This is a genomic window from Celeribacter baekdonensis, from assembly GCF_003047105.1.
Lineage (GTDB): Bacteria > Pseudomonadota > Alphaproteobacteria > Rhodobacterales > Rhodobacteraceae > Celeribacter > Celeribacter baekdonensis_B.
The window spans coordinates 1,484,786-1,500,647 of the sequence record NZ_CP028475.1 but is presented as its reverse complement, the minus strand read 5'-3'; the positions used below and the strand labels follow the sequence as shown (position 1 = coordinate 1,500,647).

The following is a 15,862-nucleotide window of genomic DNA, read 5'->3' as shown; positions in this document are numbered from 1 at the left end:
CATATTCATTTGGTGCGCGCGGAGCCGCGCCGCAGCCCTTATGACGCGCGGCGGATGCCCATCACCCGAGCGCGGGCGCGCGGGTCGCTGTCAAACAGCGAAGCCAGTTGTTCGGTCATCGCACCGGCCAATTGTTCGACATCGGTGATGGTCACGGCGCGATCATAATAGCGCGTGACGTCATGGCCGATGCCAATGGCCAAAAGTTCAACCTGTTTGCGTTTCTCGATCATGCCGATCACATCGCGCAGGTGTTTTTCAAGGTAATTGGCCGGGTTGACCGACAGCGTGCTGTCATCCACCGGCGCGCCATCTGAGATCACCATGAGGATTTTGCGCGCCTCAGGCCGTCCCATCATCCGCCGATGCGCCCATTCAAGCGCCTCGCCGTCGATGTTTTCTTTCAAAAGGCCCTCTTTCATCATCAGACCCAAATTGGCCCGTGTCCGGCGCATCGGCGCGTCGGCAGATTTGTAGATGATGTGGCGCAGATCGTTCAAACGGCCCGGTTGCGCCGGACGCCCTGCGGCCAACCACGCCTCGCGCGCCAATCCGCCTTTCCACGCTCGGGTGGTAAAGCCCAGCACCTCGACCTTGACGTTGCAGCGCTCCAGCGTGCGCGCCAACACATCGGCACAGATCGCCGCGATGGAGATTGGGCGACCGCGCATCGAGCCGGAGTTGTCGAGCAAAAGGGTCACCACCGTGTCGCGGAATTCGGTGTCTTTTTCGACCTTGAAAGACAGCGGCGTGGTGGGGTTGGAGATCACACGGGCCAGACGTCCAGCGTCCAAAATCCCTTCTTCGAGGTCAAATTCCCATGACCGGTTTTGTTGCGCCTGAAGGCGGCGTTGCAGCTTGTTGGCCAAGCGCGACACAGCGCCTTTGAGCGGCTCCAACTGTTGGTCCAAATAGGCGCGCAGACGCTCCAATTCGGCTGGTTCGGCCAAATCTTCGGCGGCGATCTCTTCGTCGTTGGCGGTGGAAAACACTTGGTAATTCGGATCGGCATCAGAATAGGGCGCGGGTTGCGGAGGCTCAACCTCGGCCTCATCTTGCGGCAGCTCGACCTCATCAGAAAACTCATCTTCGGCCATGTCATCGGAGGACATCGAGGCCTCTTGCATGTCCTGCTGTTCGTCCTGCGCGCTCTCGGGGCTGGCCTCTTCCTCGTCCGAGCTGTCCTGCTCTTCGCCGGTGGACTCGGCCTCTTCTTCTTGCTCGTCGGTTTCGGCGGATTGATCGTCTTCGGGATCGGTCGCGTCCGGGTCATCGCCCAATTGGTCGCCGTAGCCCAGCTCTTCGATCACACGCCGTGCCAGACGGGCAAAGCCGCGCTGATCTTCCAACAGATCGCCAATATCTTCGAATGTGCCTTGGGTCTGACCCTCGATGAAATCGCGCCATAGATCCAAGACCGTGTCCGCACCTTTCGGCAGGTCGCGCCCGGTCGACAGTTCTCGCAGGTAATAGCCCATGGCCTGAGCCAAAGGCGCGTCTTCGCGTTTGGTGATGCCATCGTAGCCACGGCGCAGGGCCTCATTGCCGATCTTGGCATTGATGTTTTTGGCCGTGCCGGGCATGTGCCGCGCGCCTGCTGCCTCACAGCGCGCGGTTTCCAAGGCGTCGTAAATCTCAAACGCCATTTGACCCTGCGGCGCGTAGCGTTGGAATGTCGGTTGGTCGTGAAACTTGTGACGCAATGCGAGCGCATCGGCCGTGCCGCGCGCGATCAACACTTCGTCTTTGGTCATCCGGCGCGACACTTGTGGCAGACGCACGGTGTCACCCGACAGACCGGAGGGGTCCATCGAATAGGTGATCGTCAGGTCCGCATCGTTGGCGAGCACTTTCGTGGCTTCGGCCAGCGCCTTTTTGAACGGATCGGCAGGGTTATCTGAGGGCTTGTTCATGCGCTCGTTAAATCATGCGCGCGCAGGTCGGGCAAGAGAAAGACATGCGACACAGGGGGCCTATGTGTTTGCACAGGAATTGCGCGATGGCGCACATATATTTGGATTGAACTGTGTGTGGGTGCAAATTTATGTAGGCCTCAAAGCCGCGGAGCTGTCTTCCCCCTTATCCCCCGCGTGCAGATCAGGAGACCCCCATGTCTAACCCTAAAATTGCTATCATCATTGGCTCCACCCGCGATGCCCGTTTTGCTGATAAACCGGCAAACTGGCTGTTGGAGAAAGCCAAAGAACTCAGCGCCGATCTCGATTTCGAACTGGTCGATCTGAAAGACTATGACTTGCCGATGTTCAACGAAATGGCCTCCAACCTGTGGATGCCGTCCTCGGACGCAAAAGCCGTGGCATGGCAGGAAAAGATGGCCGAATTTGATGGCTATGTCTTCGTCACCCCGGAATACAACTCCTCGATCCCGGCTTCGTTGAAAAACGCGTTGGATCAGGCCGGCAAGGAATGGGTGCGCAAACCCGCCGCCGTCTTCGGCTATGGGGCGGTTGGTGCCGCTCGTGCGGTTGAGCACCTGCGCGCCGTGACGATCAACCTGTCAATGGTGCCGGTGCGCGCCGCTGTTTACATTTCCGGTTCGGATTTCTTCAAAGTCTCGCCGCTGGGCGCCAACGCCGAAATGTCGGAAATCGAAGCCAATATCCTGCCGTCGGTCACCGCCATGTTGGGCGATTTGGCCTGGTGGACCAATACGACCAAAGCCGCGCGTTAAGCCAAGGTTATATAGAGTGGGAAAGGCTCGCGTTTCGCGGGCCTTTTTCATGCCCGGATTCAGTCTTGGGTCATGCGCCCAAAAGCATGGCGCGACAGTGGCGGATGTTGTCTTGGGCAAGCTGAGTGGCGCGGTCTGCCTCGCCTTGGTCAAAGGAAAAGCGCGACAGCGCCAACAGTTCGCTTTGCGCCACATGGCCGGCCAAGCGCAATTCTTCGTAGGCGGCGGCCTCATCAGGCGCGATCACGGCGGCCAAAAGTTCCTGCATGGCGTGTTTAAGCTCGTTGAGGCTTTGGTCTTCGCGGTGTTGCGCCTCGGCGGACAGCCGTCCGGCACAATAGGCGAAATCGCGGGCGAGGGGGGACGTGGCCGCAGGCAGGGCATGAGCCGCAGTACAGAGGCTGAGCGCGCTCAAAAGGGCGCTCATGATGGCAAGGGATGTGCGGGCTTGCCTGTGGATAACTCTGCGGGCTCTCTGTGTCATGGCCTCACTATGTCGTAAAATCGTTACATAAGCGTAAGCGCGACAGGCGAGTCGTGACAAGCCATTTTTGCCTATCGGACGTATATACGTTTGAAGGGCAATCTGATTTGAAAGACAGTCGATTCCTCAAAGCCCACACCGCGATGCGCGCGATGTGGGCCAACGGGCTTTATGTTTGGGCCTGCGTCAGTGCGTGAGCATGTCGTGAACGATTGCGTCGCCATCCATTGAGGCCGGGTAATATGTCGGCCAGTTGGTCACGTCTTTGAGAAGCGCTGCACGGTCATTGCCCCAATAGAGGTGGTAGTGATCGGTGCTCTCGGGCGAAATCCGGTGATCGCTAAACTGGATATAGGCGGGGGCGGCATCATCGCCGTCCGTTTTTTCAAAGATGTAGCGGACGCCCCGGTTGCCCTTTGCGTAGGTGAGAACTTCGTAGCCATCGCTTTCATACTGGGCCGAAAGGGGTGTCCCGTCACGGACAAAGCGCACCGTGTTGCCGTCGATGTCGATATGGTTCACGTCGGTTTTGTAGCCTGTGTCATAATAGCTGTGATAGGCGTCGGCGGTTTTGTCGCCCTGATCAGCCTTATGTTGCATCACAGGGGCGAGCGTTCCGTTCTGCAAATATGGGTAGACCGATTGCCACGCACCGGCCCAATCGGACAGGGGGCGATCTTTGATTTGAGAGTCCGCAAAGTAGCCTTTGTAGATGTCCTGATCCACCTCATGGCTGTGGGCGTGTTCCGGGCTTGCATCGTGAGATTTGGTGTCATGTGCTAAGGTTTGTGTGGCGAACATCAACAGTGTTGTGGTGGCCAGTGCGGTGACCGTCTTCGAGCTTATGTGGGGCATTTGCGGGACTTTCTTTGTGTGTGTCGTACCATGGAATTGTTATGTTATATCGTAACAATTTTATGTAGGCGAGATATCGACTGAGGACAAGAGGCCCACACACAAGACATCCTATGAGGCCAAATGAAAACGGACCCCAAAAGGGGCCCGTTTCAGTCTCATGTTCAAAAGATGCGCTATCAGCTTGCGACAGAGGCCGCCGATTCCGGCAGTTCTTCGTCAAAGCAGCGCTGGTAGAATTCCGCCACGGTTTGACGTTCCAGCTCATCACATTTGTTGAGGAAGGTGAGGCGGAACGCATAGCCGATGTTGCGGAAAATCTCGGCGTTTTGCGCCCAGGTGATCACAGTCCGGGGGCTCATGACAGTCGAGAGATCGCCGTTCATAAATGCGGTCCGGGTCAGATCGGCCACGGTCACCATTTGCGAGATGTCGCGGCGGCCTTTCTCGGTGTTGTAATGCGGGCATTTGGCCAAAACGATATTCGCCTCGGCGTCATGGCTCAGATAGTTCAACGTCGCCACCAAAGACCAACGGTCCATTTGCGCTTGGTTGATCTGTTGCGTGCCGTGGTACAGCCCGGTGGTGTCGCCAAGGCCGACGGTGTTGGCCGTGGCAAACAGGCGGAAGGACGGGTGCGGGGTGATCACCTCGTTTTGGTCCATCAAGGTCAACTTCCCATCGGCTTCCAACACCCGTTGGATCACGAACATCACATCGGCGCGGCCGGCGTCATATTCGTCAAACACGATGGCGCAGGGGTTGCGCAATGCCCACGGCAGGATGCCCTCTTGGAATTCGGTCACCTGTTTGCCGTCGCGCAGTTTGATCGCGTCCTTGCCGATCAAATCAATGCGCGAGATGTGGCTGTCGAGATTGACGCGCACAGAGGGCCAGTTCAGGCGGGCGGCGACCTGTTCGATATGGGTCGATTTGCCGGTGCCGTGGTAGCCTTGGATCATCACGCGGCGGTTGTGGGAAAAGCCCGCCAAAATCGCCAGCGTCGTGTCCGGGTCAAATTTATAGGTCGGGTCTTCGTCCGGCACGCGGTCGAGGCGCTCGGCAAAGCCTTTTACGGTCATGTCAGTATCAATGCCAAAGACATCGCGTACAGAAATGGTTTCGGTCGGTTTTGCGTTCGCGTCCATGGTTCGGCCCGTTTTCTTATGTGTTCACTTAAACTGTCCCGCCTCAAACCCCGTCTCTCAGGTTTTGGTGGAACGCTTTAGGTGACTTCGTGCCCTATCAGCGCGTCAGGTGCAAGGGGCGAGGCGTCGCGGGGGCGGTGAGCGCGTGCACAGAATGCAGCGTGGCGTAAAAAAACACCTCACGCTTGCGTGATTGAACGTGATCTCTGGGCTGTGATCCACCCGGTGATCCGCCCCGTAACCCTTATAACCTCGACACTGGGTCGGGGAGTGTTCTTAAGGGAGACTTACAATGAAACGCACAATTTTTGCCGCAGCAACCGCCGCTCTTCTCGCCACCACCGCCTTTGCGGATGATCATGGCATGAAAAACCCAATGGTCGGCGGCGCTGAAATGTTCCCCGAGAAAAACATCGTTGAAAACGCTGTGAACTCCGCTGACCACACCACTCTGGTCGCCGCCGTTCAGGCCGCCGGTCTCGTGGATGTCCTCTCCGGCGAAGGTCCGTTCACCGTGTTCGCTCCGACCAACGACGCCTTTGCCGCTTTGCCCGAAGGCACGGTTGAAACGCTTTTGATGCCGGAAAACAAAGATCAGTTGACCAAAATCCTGACCTGCCATGTGGTTGCCGCTGATGTCATGTCTGCCGCTCTTGTCGGCATGATCGAAGATGACGGTGGCGTGCATGATGTGCCGACCGTGGGCGGTTGTACGCTCAAAGCCATGGTCAAAGACGGTATGGTGATGATCGAAGACGAACAGGGCAACGCGGCCACTGTGACAATCGCTGATGTTGATCAATCGAACGGCGTGATCCACGTGATCGACAAGGTGCTTTTGCCGGCGATGTAAGGTCGGTACTTTGAATGAGGTCTCCCTTCGGGGATCATGCGGGTGGGGCGTCCTTTGGGGCGCCCCGCTTTTTTGCACTTGGGTTGGTTGGTGGGTTTGCCTGTGAGCGTATTCGTGACTACATAGCCTCAAACGTAAGATGAAAATGGGGATACGGGCATGAGCGGCCTTTTGGCACTATTGGACGACGTGGCGGGTATCGCAAAAGTGGCGGCGGCCTCGGTCGATGATGTGGCGGGCCAGGCGGCGAAAGCCTCGGCCAAGGCGGCGGGGGCGGTGATTGATGACGCTGCCGTGACGCCGAAATACGTCCATGGTTTTGCCGCCGCGCGCGAATTGCCGATCGTGGGCAAAATTGCCCTTGGTTCGATCCGCAACAAATTGCTGATCCTTTTGCCTCTGGCTTTGCTGTTGTCGGCCTTCGCGCCGTGGCTGGTCACGCCTTTGTTGATGCTCGGCGGGTCGTATTTGTGTTTTGAGGGGGCGGAAAAGGTCTATCACCTGTTCAAACCCCATGCCCCTCACGCCGATGGTCAGCCGTCTGAGACGGGCGATCCGGCCCATCTCGAAGCGACCAAAGTGGCGGGCGCGGTCAAGACCGATTTCATCCTCTCCGCCGAAATCATGACCATCATTTTGGCCGCCCTAGATCCCACCACAGGCATTGTTTTTCGCGCCTTCACTTTGGGGCTGGCGGGGGTGATCATCACCGTGGTCGTCTACGGCAGCGTTGCCTTGATCGTCAAAGCCGATGATGTCGGCCTGTGGTTGGCACGGGTTGGGCGGCTGTCGATGACGCGGGCTTTGGGGCGCGGGATCGTGAAATTCATGCCGATCCTGATGACCCTTTTGATGATTGTCGGCACCGCCGCGATGATTTGGGTCGGCGGCTCGATCGTGATCCATGGCCTGTCCGAACTGGGCCAACCGCATCCGTATGACGACATTCACCACATTGCCGAAACGGCCGCCCATGCCTTTGAGGGGCGGCTGGCTTTGTCGCCTGGGTCGTCACCGCGTTTTTCGATGGTATTTTGGGGCTGATCTATGGCCTGATCCTCATCCCCATCGTGGCTCGGATCATCAATCCTTTGATCCGTTTGGTGACGGGTAAGAAAGCGGACGCGGCACATTAAAGCCACGCCTCACGCCATCAAAAAAGCCGCCCCATGTGAGGCGGCTTTTTCTATTTTGAGGCTGTTTGACCCTATGATCTATTTAAACCAACGGCTCTCTTTGAGCTGATCCCAGGCCCAAACGACCTGTTGCAATTGCTCCTCTTGCGAGCGATCGCCGCCGTTCACGTCCGGGTGCAGCACTTTGATCAAAGCGCGATACTGTTTTTTGATCTCGGCCTTGGTCCAATGATCCTTGGCCTCCAAAATATCAATCGCTTGCCGCTCCACAGGTGGCAATTTGCGCGTCGAGGCCGCCGGGTCAGATTTGCCCGGATTCTGCGTCGCGTTTTCGCCCAACACCTCATGAGCGTCATCAATGCCAAGACGTTCCCACGCCCTCTGTTCGACCGATTTTTTGCCAAAGGGCTTGGTCGGACGTTCGCCGGTTTGGGACGCTTTGATTTGCTCGTCCATTTCTTCCGGCGTGGCGTTGGTGAAAAAATTCCATTTCAAATTATATTCGCGCACGTGGTCCTTACAAAACCACTTATACTCGTCCAAATGATCAGGCGACCGGGGCGCGCGATATTGGCCCGATTCCTGACATCCGTCATGTTCACAGACCCGTTTAGAGGTCTCAAATGCCCCGGACATGCCGCGTCTGCCACCACGTTTGTTCTTTTTTGATGACGTGACTGACATATCAAAACCGAAGGGATCGTTTTTATCCATGTGCCTCAACCTTTTCGACTCGGACGCAGGACTTTAGATGAAGAATGCAAAATGGGAAAGGCCTTGGGGCCGAAAACTGGGAGAGAGAGATGACAATTGCGGATGAAATGCGCGTCAGGTTACAGGCGGCCTTTGCGCCAAAAATCTTGCAGATCGAGGATGATAGCGCCTCACACGCCGGACATGCCGGAAATCCCGGCGGGGCGGGGGAGACGCATTTTAATGTGATGATCCGCTCAGACGCCTTTGCCGGACAATCGCGCGTGTCGCGTCACCGGATGGTGCACAAAGCGCTCGGCGATTTGGTGCCGCGCATTCATGCGCTGGCCCTGGATTTGGACGCCTGAGCGCTATGATGGGGCCGCGGGATTAAGACTCGCGGTCTTCGGCAATCTCATCGGCCACGTCGGGCGAGAGGCGGCGGGCGTTGGCGCCCGCGCCTTTTTCGGCATGGGACGGAAAGGGGACAGAGGGCGGTGGCGTGTTGCGGTCCGCGACCGGAGATTTGCGCGGTTGTACCGCGGCCTGTTCCGTCGTGGCGGCCGTCGCCACGGCAGTGGCATCGCGCTCACGACGAAACACCAAAACCGTGTGATAGGTGACGGCCTTTGACGTCAACCCAGAACGCTCTTCCATCGGTAAAAGATCGGCGCGGATATACTCCCAGCCCTCAGCGCCTTTTTCATTGAGCACGCTTTGCATCGCTTGCGCGATCCGGCCCTCAGAGGTCTTGATGCCGCGGATTTTCTCGCCTTTGCGCGGGGCGGGCACGGTGAGGTACTCATAAAGGGGCATAGGGTCTCCTGTGGTGACTGCGTTGGGCGGCGCGTCGTTGCGGCACAGGTTTAGCGGATGGGGATCGGAGGTCAAGGCATGGCCCGCGTGTCATGCGGGCCTCTGGCCTCAGTCGGCGGCTTCTGGCCCGAAGGTGCCAAAACCGGGCTTGTCCTGCCCAAACATGCCGAAATCGCTTTCGCGGCGAAACACCAAAACCGCTTGTTTGCCCGCCACGCCGGTGAGGGTGAACGCGTCCGAACGCAGGTAGGTCCAGCCCTCTTTCGCCATCGCGTTGAGCCGTACCGTGACCGCATCGGCCAATCGTGCCTCAGGAGTTTGCGAGGCGGAGGTGGCTTCGCTTTCATGCGGGGCAGGGATGGCTTTGTACTCGTAATGGGACATGATGGGCTCCTTCCATTTGTCCCAAGTTACTCGCCGAGAGTTAAGGGCGAGTTTATGAAAAAAGGCGCCCATGACGGACGCCTTTTATACCTTTGATGGCGGCGTGATTTAGAGGCCGAGTTTGGCCTTTACCAATGCATCCACTGCACCGGGATTGGCCTTGCCACCCGTGGCTTTCATCACCTGGCCCACAAACCAACCCGCAAGTTTCGGGTTTTGTTGCGCTTTTTCGACCTGGCCGGGGTTGGCGGCGATCACTTCGTCAACCGCTTTTTCAATCGCGCCGGTGTCTGTGACCTGTTTCATGCCGCGCGCTTCGACGATCTCGGCCGGGATGCCGCCCTCGGTGTAGACGATTTCAAACAGGTCTTTGGCGATCTTGCCAGAGATGTCGCCGGATTTGATCAGTTTGACGATGCCGCCCAATTGTTGGGGGGACACTGGCGAGGTTTCGATGTCTTTGTCGTCCTTTTTCAGACGACCAAAGAGTTCGTTGATCACCCAGTTTGCGGCCAGTTTTCCGTCTGTGCCCGCGGCCACGCCTTCGAAATAGCTGGCGTTGGCAGTGTCGGCGGTCAACACGTTTGCGTCATATTCCGAGAGGCCGAACTCTTTGACAAAGCGGGCTTTTTTCTCGTCGGGCAGCTCGGGCAAGGTCTTCGCGATGTCATCAACCCAGCCCTGTTCGATCTCCAGCGGGAGAAGGTCCGGGCAGGGGAAATAGCGGTAGTCATGCGCCTCTTCTTTGGAGCGCATCGACCGGGTTTCGTTTTTGTCAGCGTCATAGAGACGGGTCTCCTGATCGACCGTGCCTCCGTCTTCCAAAATTGCGATTTGACGGCGGGCTTCGTAATCAATTGCCATCTGGATGAACCGCGTCGAGTTCATGTTTTTGATCTCACAGCGGGTGCCGAGATGCCCAAAATCTTGGGTCGCTTGGTATTTTTCATACTGACCCGGACGACAGACGGAGACGTTCACATCGGCGCGCAGGTTGCCGTTTTGCATGTTGCCATCGCAGGTGCCCAGATAGCGCAGGATTTGACGCAGTTTGAGCACATAGGCGGCGGCTTCTTCAGGCCCGCGAATGTCCGGGCGGGACACGATTTCCATCAGGGCCACACCGGTGCGGTTCAGGTCGACAAAGGACATGGTCGGGTCCATGTCGTGAATGGATTTTCCGGCGTCTTGTTCCAAATGGATGCGCTCGATGCGCACCAAACGGGCGACACCGGGTTCCATATCGACCAAAACTTCGCCTTCGCCGACGATCGGGTGATAGAGCTGCGAAATCTGGTAGCCCTGCGGCAGATCCGGGTAGAAATAGTTTTTGCGGTCAAAGGCGGAGAACAGGTTGATCTCGGCCTTGAGGCCCAGCCCCGTGCGCACCGCCTGTTCGACGCAGAATTCGTTGATCACGGGCAACATGCCGGGCATGGCCGCATCCACGAAAGAGACGTTCGAGTTCGGCTCATTGCCAAATTTCGTCGAGGCGCCGGAGAACAGTTTGGATTGAGAGGCAACCTGAGCGTGGATTTCCATCCCGATCACCAGTTCCCAGTCGTCTTTTGCCCCCGAAATGACTTTCGGTTTTGGCGTGGTGAATTCGAGATGATCGAGCATGTCGCGGCTCCCTGCGTATCCTGTTGTCCTGCGTTCTAAACGCAGGCGCAGTCAGGGGCAAGTGTCAGCTCGCGCGTTTGAGTGCCTGTGCCTCCCAGGCTTTTAATTCGTAGCGCGACAGGTGGGGATCACGGCTTTCGCACAGGAGTTCGGGAAACACTGATAGAATTTCATCGCGCGAGTCTGTGGTGACGGAATTGAGCGCCTGTTGGCCGGGGTAGAGGCTTTCGGTCGGGCAGCCTTCGGCAAAGATGATTTGATGACGGTCAAACAGCATGTGAAAATACTCCACCGTGCCGCCCGGTTTGAGCCGGATGGTGGTGTCATTGACCAAATGTTTGGCCGCAACCAAGACATCGCGTTCGCCAAACAACACTTCGGCCTGCGGACCACGCAACAACATGCGGTGGTTTTGAGACACGCAGAGATCGCGCAGATTGCCCAAAGCGCCCGCCCGGATCAGCACCGGGGCGAGGGGGCCACGGGCCGCAAGTTTGCGCGATCCGATCCAACGGATCGGTTGTGGCCCGGCGTCCAGCGTATTGACCAAATCGCCCTCGGTGAGTGTTTCGATGTAGCGCGGGCCTTTGGGGGTGTCGATCAAGGTGCCACGGGTCAGACAGACCGCGCCATGGATGATCTCTTCGGCGATCAGGTTGTTGTCGATGTTGAAATTGCCGTCACCTTGGGTGTCGATCACCCCGTCGCCATCATAATCCATGTCGGTTTCATGGCCAATTTGGATGACGGGGCGCAGTTGGCTTAGGTCCTGACCGGGTGCGATCAAAATGGTGTTGATCTGCGGCCCGCCATCGGAGGAGACCAACACATTGGCGTTAAAGCGCAGATAGGTGTCGCCCAGCCCCGAAATGTCGCTTTGGATATTGGCGTATTGGCCGGGATTCATCGGGTGATACGTGTAGAGGGGCGTGCCGTTCACATAATCGGCAGGGGTGTCATAGACCACCATGCCGACGATCCGGCTTTGGCCGGTGACTTCGCCGTCAGTGACGTTCTCAACGGTGATGACAATCACATCGTCGCTCTGAAACACCATGTCGCCGCTGTGAATCATCATGTTGCCGCCATTGGTGCCGCCACTGTTGGTCCCAATCGACGCGTTGTCGAGGAGGGAGGACCCCATCACGAGAATGTCTTCGGTTGGCATCTGCTCTGCCTATGTTTGGGGAAGTGCCCCGTTGCTTCAATGTTTTTTAACCTGCGATGCCCCTTTGGGGTCCTCTGATGCAGGTCTGAATTTTGGGACTCTGTTCTGATATCGCGATCTAAGCCATCATACCGCGACGTCAAGATGTGAGGCTGTTTAAGACGCGTGTTTGAGCGCCTGCGCCTCCCAGGCTTTCAATTCATAGCGTGACAGTTCCGCCTGTTGTGTTCCGTGTTCGAATTCGGGAAACAGCGTCAAAATCTCGGCCCGCGCCTCTGGGTTGACTGCGCCCAAGGCCTCTTGGCCGGGGTAGAGGCTTTCGGTCGGACAGCCCTCGGCAAAGATGATTTGATGACGGTCAAACAACATGTGAAAATACTCCACCGTGCCGCCAGACATGTGGCGGATCGTGTTGTCGTTGACCAAATGTTTCGCCGCGACCAAGACATCGCGTTCGCCAAACAGTATTTCGGCTTTTGGACCACGGATCATCATCCGGTGATTGGGTGAGACGGTGAGGTCACGGAAATTGCCCAAAGCACCGGCTTTGATGCGGATCGGGGCGAGTTTGCCCGTGGCCACGACCCGGCGGGACCCAATCCAGCGGATCGGTTGCGGTCCATCATCGAGCGTATGAATGAGGTCGCCTTCGCTCAGGGTCTCGATAAATTTGGGCCCCTCGGGCGTGTCAATCAACGTTCCACGGGTCAAACAAATCGCGGCGGCAATTTCATTTTCGGCAAATAGGTTGTTGTCGGTGGTAAAGACCCCGTCGCCGACCTCGCTGCCCGCAATGGAGCCGTCTTCGTTATAGTCGATGCCTTGCTCATGCGAGAGCCAAACCGGGTAGGCTTCGGATAAATCCACGCCCGGCGCCAAAAACAGGTAGTTCAAATCCGGGGCGTTTGGGTCGGAGCTGACGAAATCATTGGCGGGGAAATGCAGATAGGCGTCGCCCATGTTGTGCACGCTTGTGGAGACATCGCCGCTGACTGTGTTATGCCCCCATCCCCAGCCGCCGTCTTTTTCCAGCTCATAGGTGTATTTGGGGATGCCATTCACATAGTCGGCGGCATTGTCATAGACCTCAATCCCCGTGATTTGGGTTTTGTCGTCAAAAGTGCCGTCATGATTGACCTTTTGCACGGTGAAAACGATCACGTCATCATCTTCAAAAACGCTGTCGCCGCCGGTGATATAGGCCCCGTCATTGGCATCCCCCCAAGGGTCTTGGGAATAGCCAATCGGATTGTTGATGAGGGAGGACCCCATCACAATTAGATTCTCTGTTGGCATGACTGCTCTGCCTGTCTGGTTTGGGTCCGTGACCCGGATCTGCCTCAATGCGCCGATGCGGTTTGAACCGCTTGTGTTTTCGCCCGTCCGGTGCTCTTTTTGGCCCGATCCGTGGCGTGACGCTTGGGCAAGTGTTGTGAACCTTAGGTCACTTGTCCAGACGTTTGTGCGCCCATCCCCCGAACGGACAGCCATTGTGTCGCTTTGGCACCGTTTGTTATGATTTTAAGGAGGCATCATGCCCGCATTGCGCTCTGATATCGACCCGGATGGGTTGATGGAATTTTCCGTGGTTTTCACCGACCGCTCGCTCAACCATATGTCGAAAGCCTTTCAAAAGGTGATGACCGACATCCACGCCACCCTGTGCGAGGTCTATCATGCCGACACTGCCGTGGTCGTTCCCGGCGGCGGCACCTATGCGATGGAGGCCGTGGCGCGCCAGATTGCGGGCGACGAGGATGTGATGGTCATCCGCAATGGCTTCTTCTCCTTCCGCTGGAGCCAGATTTTTGACACGGGCGCGATCCCTAAATCGCAGACCGTGCTCAAAGCCCGTCGCACCGGCAATGAGATCACCGCGCCTTTCGCCCCCGCACCATTGGAAGAGGCCGTGGCCGAAATTCACGCGCTCAAACCCGCCGCCGTCTTTGCCCCGCATGTGGAAACCGCCTCTGGCATGATCTTGCCGGACGGCTATATCCGCGCCTTGGCCGACGCGGTGCATGAAGAGGGCGGGTTGATGGTGCTCGACTGTATCGCCTCGGGCTGTGCCTGGGTCGATATGAAAGCGACCGGGGTCGATGTGTTGATCTCCGCGCCGCAAAAGGGCTGGTCGGCACAGCCGTCTGCCGGGTTGGTGATGCTGTCTGAGCGCGCCATCGAGGTGGTGAAATCGCGCCAATCCTCGTCTTTTGCGATTGATCTGGGCAAATGGTTGAACATCATGGAAGCCTATTTGGCCGGCGGGCACGCCTATCACGCGACGATGCCGACCGACGCGTTGCGCGCCTTTCGCGATGCGATGTTGGAGACCAAAGAGTACGGGTTTGCCAAACTTTGTGAGGCGCAATGGGAACAGGGCCGCCGGGTGCGTGCCCTGTTGAAAGCGCGGGGCTTTGCCTCGGTTGCCGCAGAGGGCGTTGAGGCGCCGGGCGTGGTGGTGTGTTACACCGATGATCCAGACATCCAATCGGGCCGGGCGTTCGCGGCATTGGGGATGCAAATCGCTGCGGGCGTGCCGCTGCAATGTGATGAGGGGCCGGAGTATAAATCTTTCCGGCTGGGCCTGTTTGGTCTTGATAAACTCTATGACGTGGATGCGTCTGTGGCCCGTCTTGAGGCGGCGTTGGATGCGGTTTTGGCGAAATAAGCCTTTGGTATAACACCGAAAACGGCGTGCCCTTGGCAAAGAGCGCGCCGTTTGAGTGTTTGGCTCAGGGTAAAACGATGCTTTAGATTGGGCCAAGCCCCGCTTTCATGATCCTCTGACGCAGCGGTTTGACGTCATGCACTGTCTTCAGGCCCAAGAGGCGCAGCGCTTGCAAAATATCGCCTTCCGAACGGGTGACGCGGTTAAAGACATCGACCACCTTGGCGCGCGCCGAGATGTCGCGGTGCCGGGTTTTGGCATAGGCGTCCAACATGACCTGCCCACCCAAATCGCCACGATAGGTCTCGGCAAGCGCCAAAAGTTCGCCCAGATCATTGAGGGATGTGTTCAACCCCTGCGCGCCGATCGGGGGCAGCACATGCGCGGCCTCCGCAATCACTGCGACACGTTCGCCCGACAGGCGCTCGGCCACTTGGGTGATGATCGGAAAGATCGCGCGACCGGAGGCCAGCGTCATCTGACCAAAGAGACCCGCCGAGCGTGTGGTCATCACCGCGTTGAATGCTTCGGGGTCCATATTCAACAGCTCAGTCGCGTAGGGGCCTTTGTTCATCCAGACAATCGCCGAGGCGGGTTTGCCGTCGATGTCCGCCAAAGGCACCATGGTGAAAGGACCGCCTTCGCGGTAAATTTCGGTAGAGACATTGTTGTGCGGCCACTCGTGCGTGGCGGTGAAGGCCAGAGATTTTTGGCCATAACGCGTGGTTTTGACGCCAATTCCCGCCGCCTCACGCACCGGCGAGTTGCGGCCATCGGCGGCCACGACCAATTTGGCGCGCACCTGTGTGCCGTCGGTGAGGGTGACGATGGCCTCATTGGTGCGGGTGAGCATGGATTTAAACCCGGTGCCATAGCGCATGTCGACATTAGGGATATTGGGCACGGCTTTCAAAAGCTCGCGCCGGATCACCCAGTTGAGAAAGTTCCAGCCAAAGGGCTCGTCGCCGGTTTCGCGGCCTTCAAACTGACGCTCGGCCCGGATGTCGGACGGTTGCCCCAAAGTATCAACGATGCGCAGCGCCTCAAGTGGCGTGGCGTGGGGGGCAAGCGCCTCCCAAATGCCAATGCGGGCAAAGAGATCGCGCGCGGGGCGCAAAAACGCGGTGGAGCGCAGATCGGATCGGTCCTCTGTGCCGCTGGTGATCGGCGGGGTCGGGTCGATCATCAGGGTTTTGAACCCAGAGGCCCCAAACGCGGCCGCTGCAATCATCCCGGCGATGCCGCCGCCTGAGACCAAAACATCCACGGTTTCACGCTGTGCAAGCGTGAGGGGTTGGTTCGCCATGATCATCTCCTTTGCTTCCACTCTTTGGGCATGGCC

Annotated in this window: 15 protein-coding genes and 1 pseudogene; 5 read left to right on the top strand and 11 right to left on the bottom strand. The window is 57.8% G+C overall.

The window, feature by feature from the left end:
- Positions 1–38: 38 nt before the first annotated feature.
- Positions 39–1,913 (bottom strand): cobaltochelatase subunit CobT, encoded by a 1,875-nt coding sequence (gene cobT, locus DA792_RS10815; protein WP_107719954.1) that lies wholly within the window; start codon positions 1,911–1,913, stop codon positions 39–41.
- Positions 1,914–2,110: 197 nt separating this feature from the next.
- On the opposite strand from cobT, the gene DA792_RS10810 reads away from it, so the two are divergent.
- Positions 2,111–2,692 carry an NADPH-dependent FMN reductase gene (locus tag DA792_RS10810; protein WP_107719953.1) on the top strand — a complete coding sequence of 194 codons (582 nt, stop codon included), beginning with the start codon at positions 2,111–2,113 and terminating at the stop codon, positions 2,690–2,692.
- 70 nt (positions 2,693–2,762) lie between these two features.
- On the opposite strand, the gene DA792_RS10805 is transcribed toward DA792_RS10810, so the two are convergent.
- From DA792_RS10805 to cobS, 3 genes are all read right to left on the bottom strand, one after another.
- Positions 2,763–3,107: a hypothetical protein gene (locus DA792_RS10805; protein WP_159075247.1), complete on the bottom strand. Its 345-nt coding sequence runs from the start codon at positions 3,105–3,107 to the stop codon at positions 2,763–2,765.
- Between the two features lie 255 nt (positions 3,108–3,362).
- On the bottom strand, positions 3,363–4,031 hold the full coding sequence (locus DA792_RS10800) for a ZinT family metal-binding protein (RefSeq protein ID WP_107719951.1): 669 nt from the start codon (positions 4,029–4,031) through the stop codon (positions 3,363–3,365).
- Between the two features lie 179 nt (positions 4,032–4,210).
- Complete coding sequence (cobS, locus tag DA792_RS10795; protein ID WP_107719950.1) at positions 4,211–5,179, bottom strand: cobaltochelatase subunit CobS; 969 nt, start codon at positions 5,177–5,179, stop codon at positions 4,211–4,213.
- A 292-nt stretch (positions 5,180–5,471) separates the two neighbouring features.
- On the opposite strand from cobS, the gene DA792_RS10790 reads away from it, so the two are divergent.
- Positions 5,472–6,032, top strand: a complete 561-nt coding sequence (locus DA792_RS10790; RefSeq protein WP_107719949.1) for a fasciclin domain-containing protein — start codon at positions 5,472–5,474, stop codon at positions 6,030–6,032.
- Positions 6,033–6,191: 159 nt separating this feature from the next.
- Positions 6,192–7,168, top strand: a pseudogene (locus DA792_RS10785) (DUF808 domain-containing protein).
- Positions 7,169–7,246: 78 nt separating this feature from the next.
- Here the strand turns inward: DA792_RS10785 and DA792_RS10780 are convergent.
- A complete protein-coding gene (locus DA792_RS10780; protein WP_107719948.1) occupies positions 7,247–7,882 on the bottom strand; it encodes a J domain-containing protein in 636 nt (211 codons plus the stop codon).
- Between the two features lie 89 nt (positions 7,883–7,971).
- Between DA792_RS10780 and DA792_RS10775 the strand changes: the two genes are divergently transcribed.
- On the top strand, positions 7,972–8,229 hold the full coding sequence (locus tag DA792_RS10775; RefSeq protein WP_107722663.1) for a BolA family protein: 258 nt from the start codon (positions 7,972–7,974) through the stop codon (positions 8,227–8,229).
- Between the two features lie 22 nt (positions 8,230–8,251).
- Here DA792_RS10775 and DA792_RS10770 read toward each other — a convergent pair whose 3' ends face one another.
- From DA792_RS10770 to DA792_RS10750, 5 genes are all read right to left on the bottom strand, one after another.
- Positions 8,252–8,677, bottom strand: coding sequence for a DUF4177 domain-containing protein (locus DA792_RS10770; protein ID WP_107719947.1), 426 nt, complete (start codon positions 8,675–8,677; stop codon positions 8,252–8,254).
- Between the two features lie 108 nt (positions 8,678–8,785).
- The gene (locus DA792_RS10765) at positions 8,786–9,061 is read right to left on the bottom strand and encodes a hypothetical protein (RefSeq protein ID WP_107719946.1); all 276 of its coding nucleotides are present in this window, start codon (positions 9,059–9,061) and stop codon (positions 8,786–8,788) included.
- A gap of 108 nt (positions 9,062–9,169) precedes the next feature.
- Complete coding sequence (gene gatB, locus DA792_RS10760) at positions 9,170–10,684, bottom strand: Asp-tRNA(Asn)/Glu-tRNA(Gln) amidotransferase subunit GatB (RefSeq protein ID WP_107719945.1); 1,515 nt, start codon at positions 10,682–10,684, stop codon at positions 9,170–9,172.
- Between the two features lie 64 nt (positions 10,685–10,748).
- Positions 10,749–11,852 (bottom strand): Hint domain-containing protein, encoded by a 1,104-nt coding sequence (locus DA792_RS10755; RefSeq protein WP_254679678.1) that lies wholly within the window; start codon positions 11,850–11,852, stop codon positions 10,749–10,751.
- A 156-nt stretch (positions 11,853–12,008) separates the two neighbouring features.
- A complete protein-coding gene (locus DA792_RS10750) occupies positions 12,009–13,124 on the bottom strand; it encodes a Hint domain-containing protein (protein ID WP_254679677.1) in 1,116 nt (371 codons plus the stop codon).
- A gap of 262 nt (positions 13,125–13,386) precedes the next feature.
- Here DA792_RS10750 and DA792_RS10745 point away from each other — a divergent pair, with 262 nt between their 5' ends.
- Positions 13,387–14,520 (top strand): aminotransferase class V-fold PLP-dependent enzyme, encoded by a 1,134-nt coding sequence (locus DA792_RS10745; protein ID WP_107719944.1) that lies wholly within the window; start codon positions 13,387–13,389, stop codon positions 14,518–14,520.
- An 82-nt stretch (positions 14,521–14,602) separates the two neighbouring features.
- Here the strand turns inward: DA792_RS10745 and DA792_RS10740 are convergent, their stop codons facing one another.
- On the bottom strand, positions 14,603–15,826 hold the full coding sequence (locus DA792_RS10740) for an FAD-dependent monooxygenase (protein WP_107722660.1): 1,224 nt from the start codon (positions 15,824–15,826) through the stop codon (positions 14,603–14,605).
- Positions 15,827–15,862 lie beyond the last annotated feature (36 nt).

Coding starts and splice junctions, on each gene's coding strand:
- cobS (WP_107719950.1), bottom strand. CDS start 5,179: ATGGACGCGAACGCAAAACCGACCGAAACCATTTCTGTACGCGATGTC.
- DA792_RS10765 (WP_107719946.1), bottom strand. CDS start 9,061: ATGTCCCATTACGAGTACAAAGCCATCCCTGCCCCGCATGAAAGCGAA.
- gatB (WP_107719945.1), bottom strand. CDS start 10,684: ATGCTCGATCATCTCGAATTCACCACGCCAAAACCGAAAGTCATTTCG.
- DA792_RS10740 (WP_107722660.1), bottom strand. CDS start 15,826: ATGGCGAACCAACCCCTCACGCTTGCACAGCGTGAAACCGTGGATGTT.
- DA792_RS10745 (WP_107719944.1), top strand. CDS start 13,387: ATGCCCGCATTGCGCTCTGATATCGACCCGGATGGGTTGATGGAATTT.
- cobT (WP_107719954.1), bottom strand. CDS start 1,913: ATGAACAAGCCCTCAGATAACCCTGCCGATCCGTTCAAAAAGGCGCTG.
- DA792_RS10770 (WP_107719947.1), bottom strand. CDS start 8,677: ATGCCCCTTTATGAGTACCTCACCGTGCCCGCCCCGCGCAAAGGCGAG.
- DA792_RS10790 (WP_107719949.1), top strand. CDS start 5,472: ATGAAACGCACAATTTTTGCCGCAGCAACCGCCGCTCTTCTCGCCACC.
- DA792_RS10750 (WP_254679677.1), bottom strand. CDS start 13,124: ATGGGGTCCTCCCTCATCAACAATCCGATTGGCTATTCCCAAGACCCT.
- DA792_RS10800 (WP_107719951.1), bottom strand. CDS start 4,031: ATGCCCCACATAAGCTCGAAGACGGTCACCGCACTGGCCACCACAACA.
- DA792_RS10810 (WP_107719953.1), top strand. CDS start 2,111: ATGTCTAACCCTAAAATTGCTATCATCATTGGCTCCACCCGCGATGCC.
- DA792_RS10755 (WP_254679678.1), bottom strand. CDS start 11,852: ATGCCAACCGAAGACATTCTCGTGATGGGGTCCTCCCTCCTCGACAAC.
- DA792_RS10775 (WP_107722663.1), top strand. CDS start 7,972: ATGACAATTGCGGATGAAATGCGCGTCAGGTTACAGGCGGCCTTTGCG.
- DA792_RS10780 (WP_107719948.1), bottom strand. CDS start 7,882: ATGGATAAAAACGATCCCTTCGGTTTTGATATGTCAGTCACGTCATCA.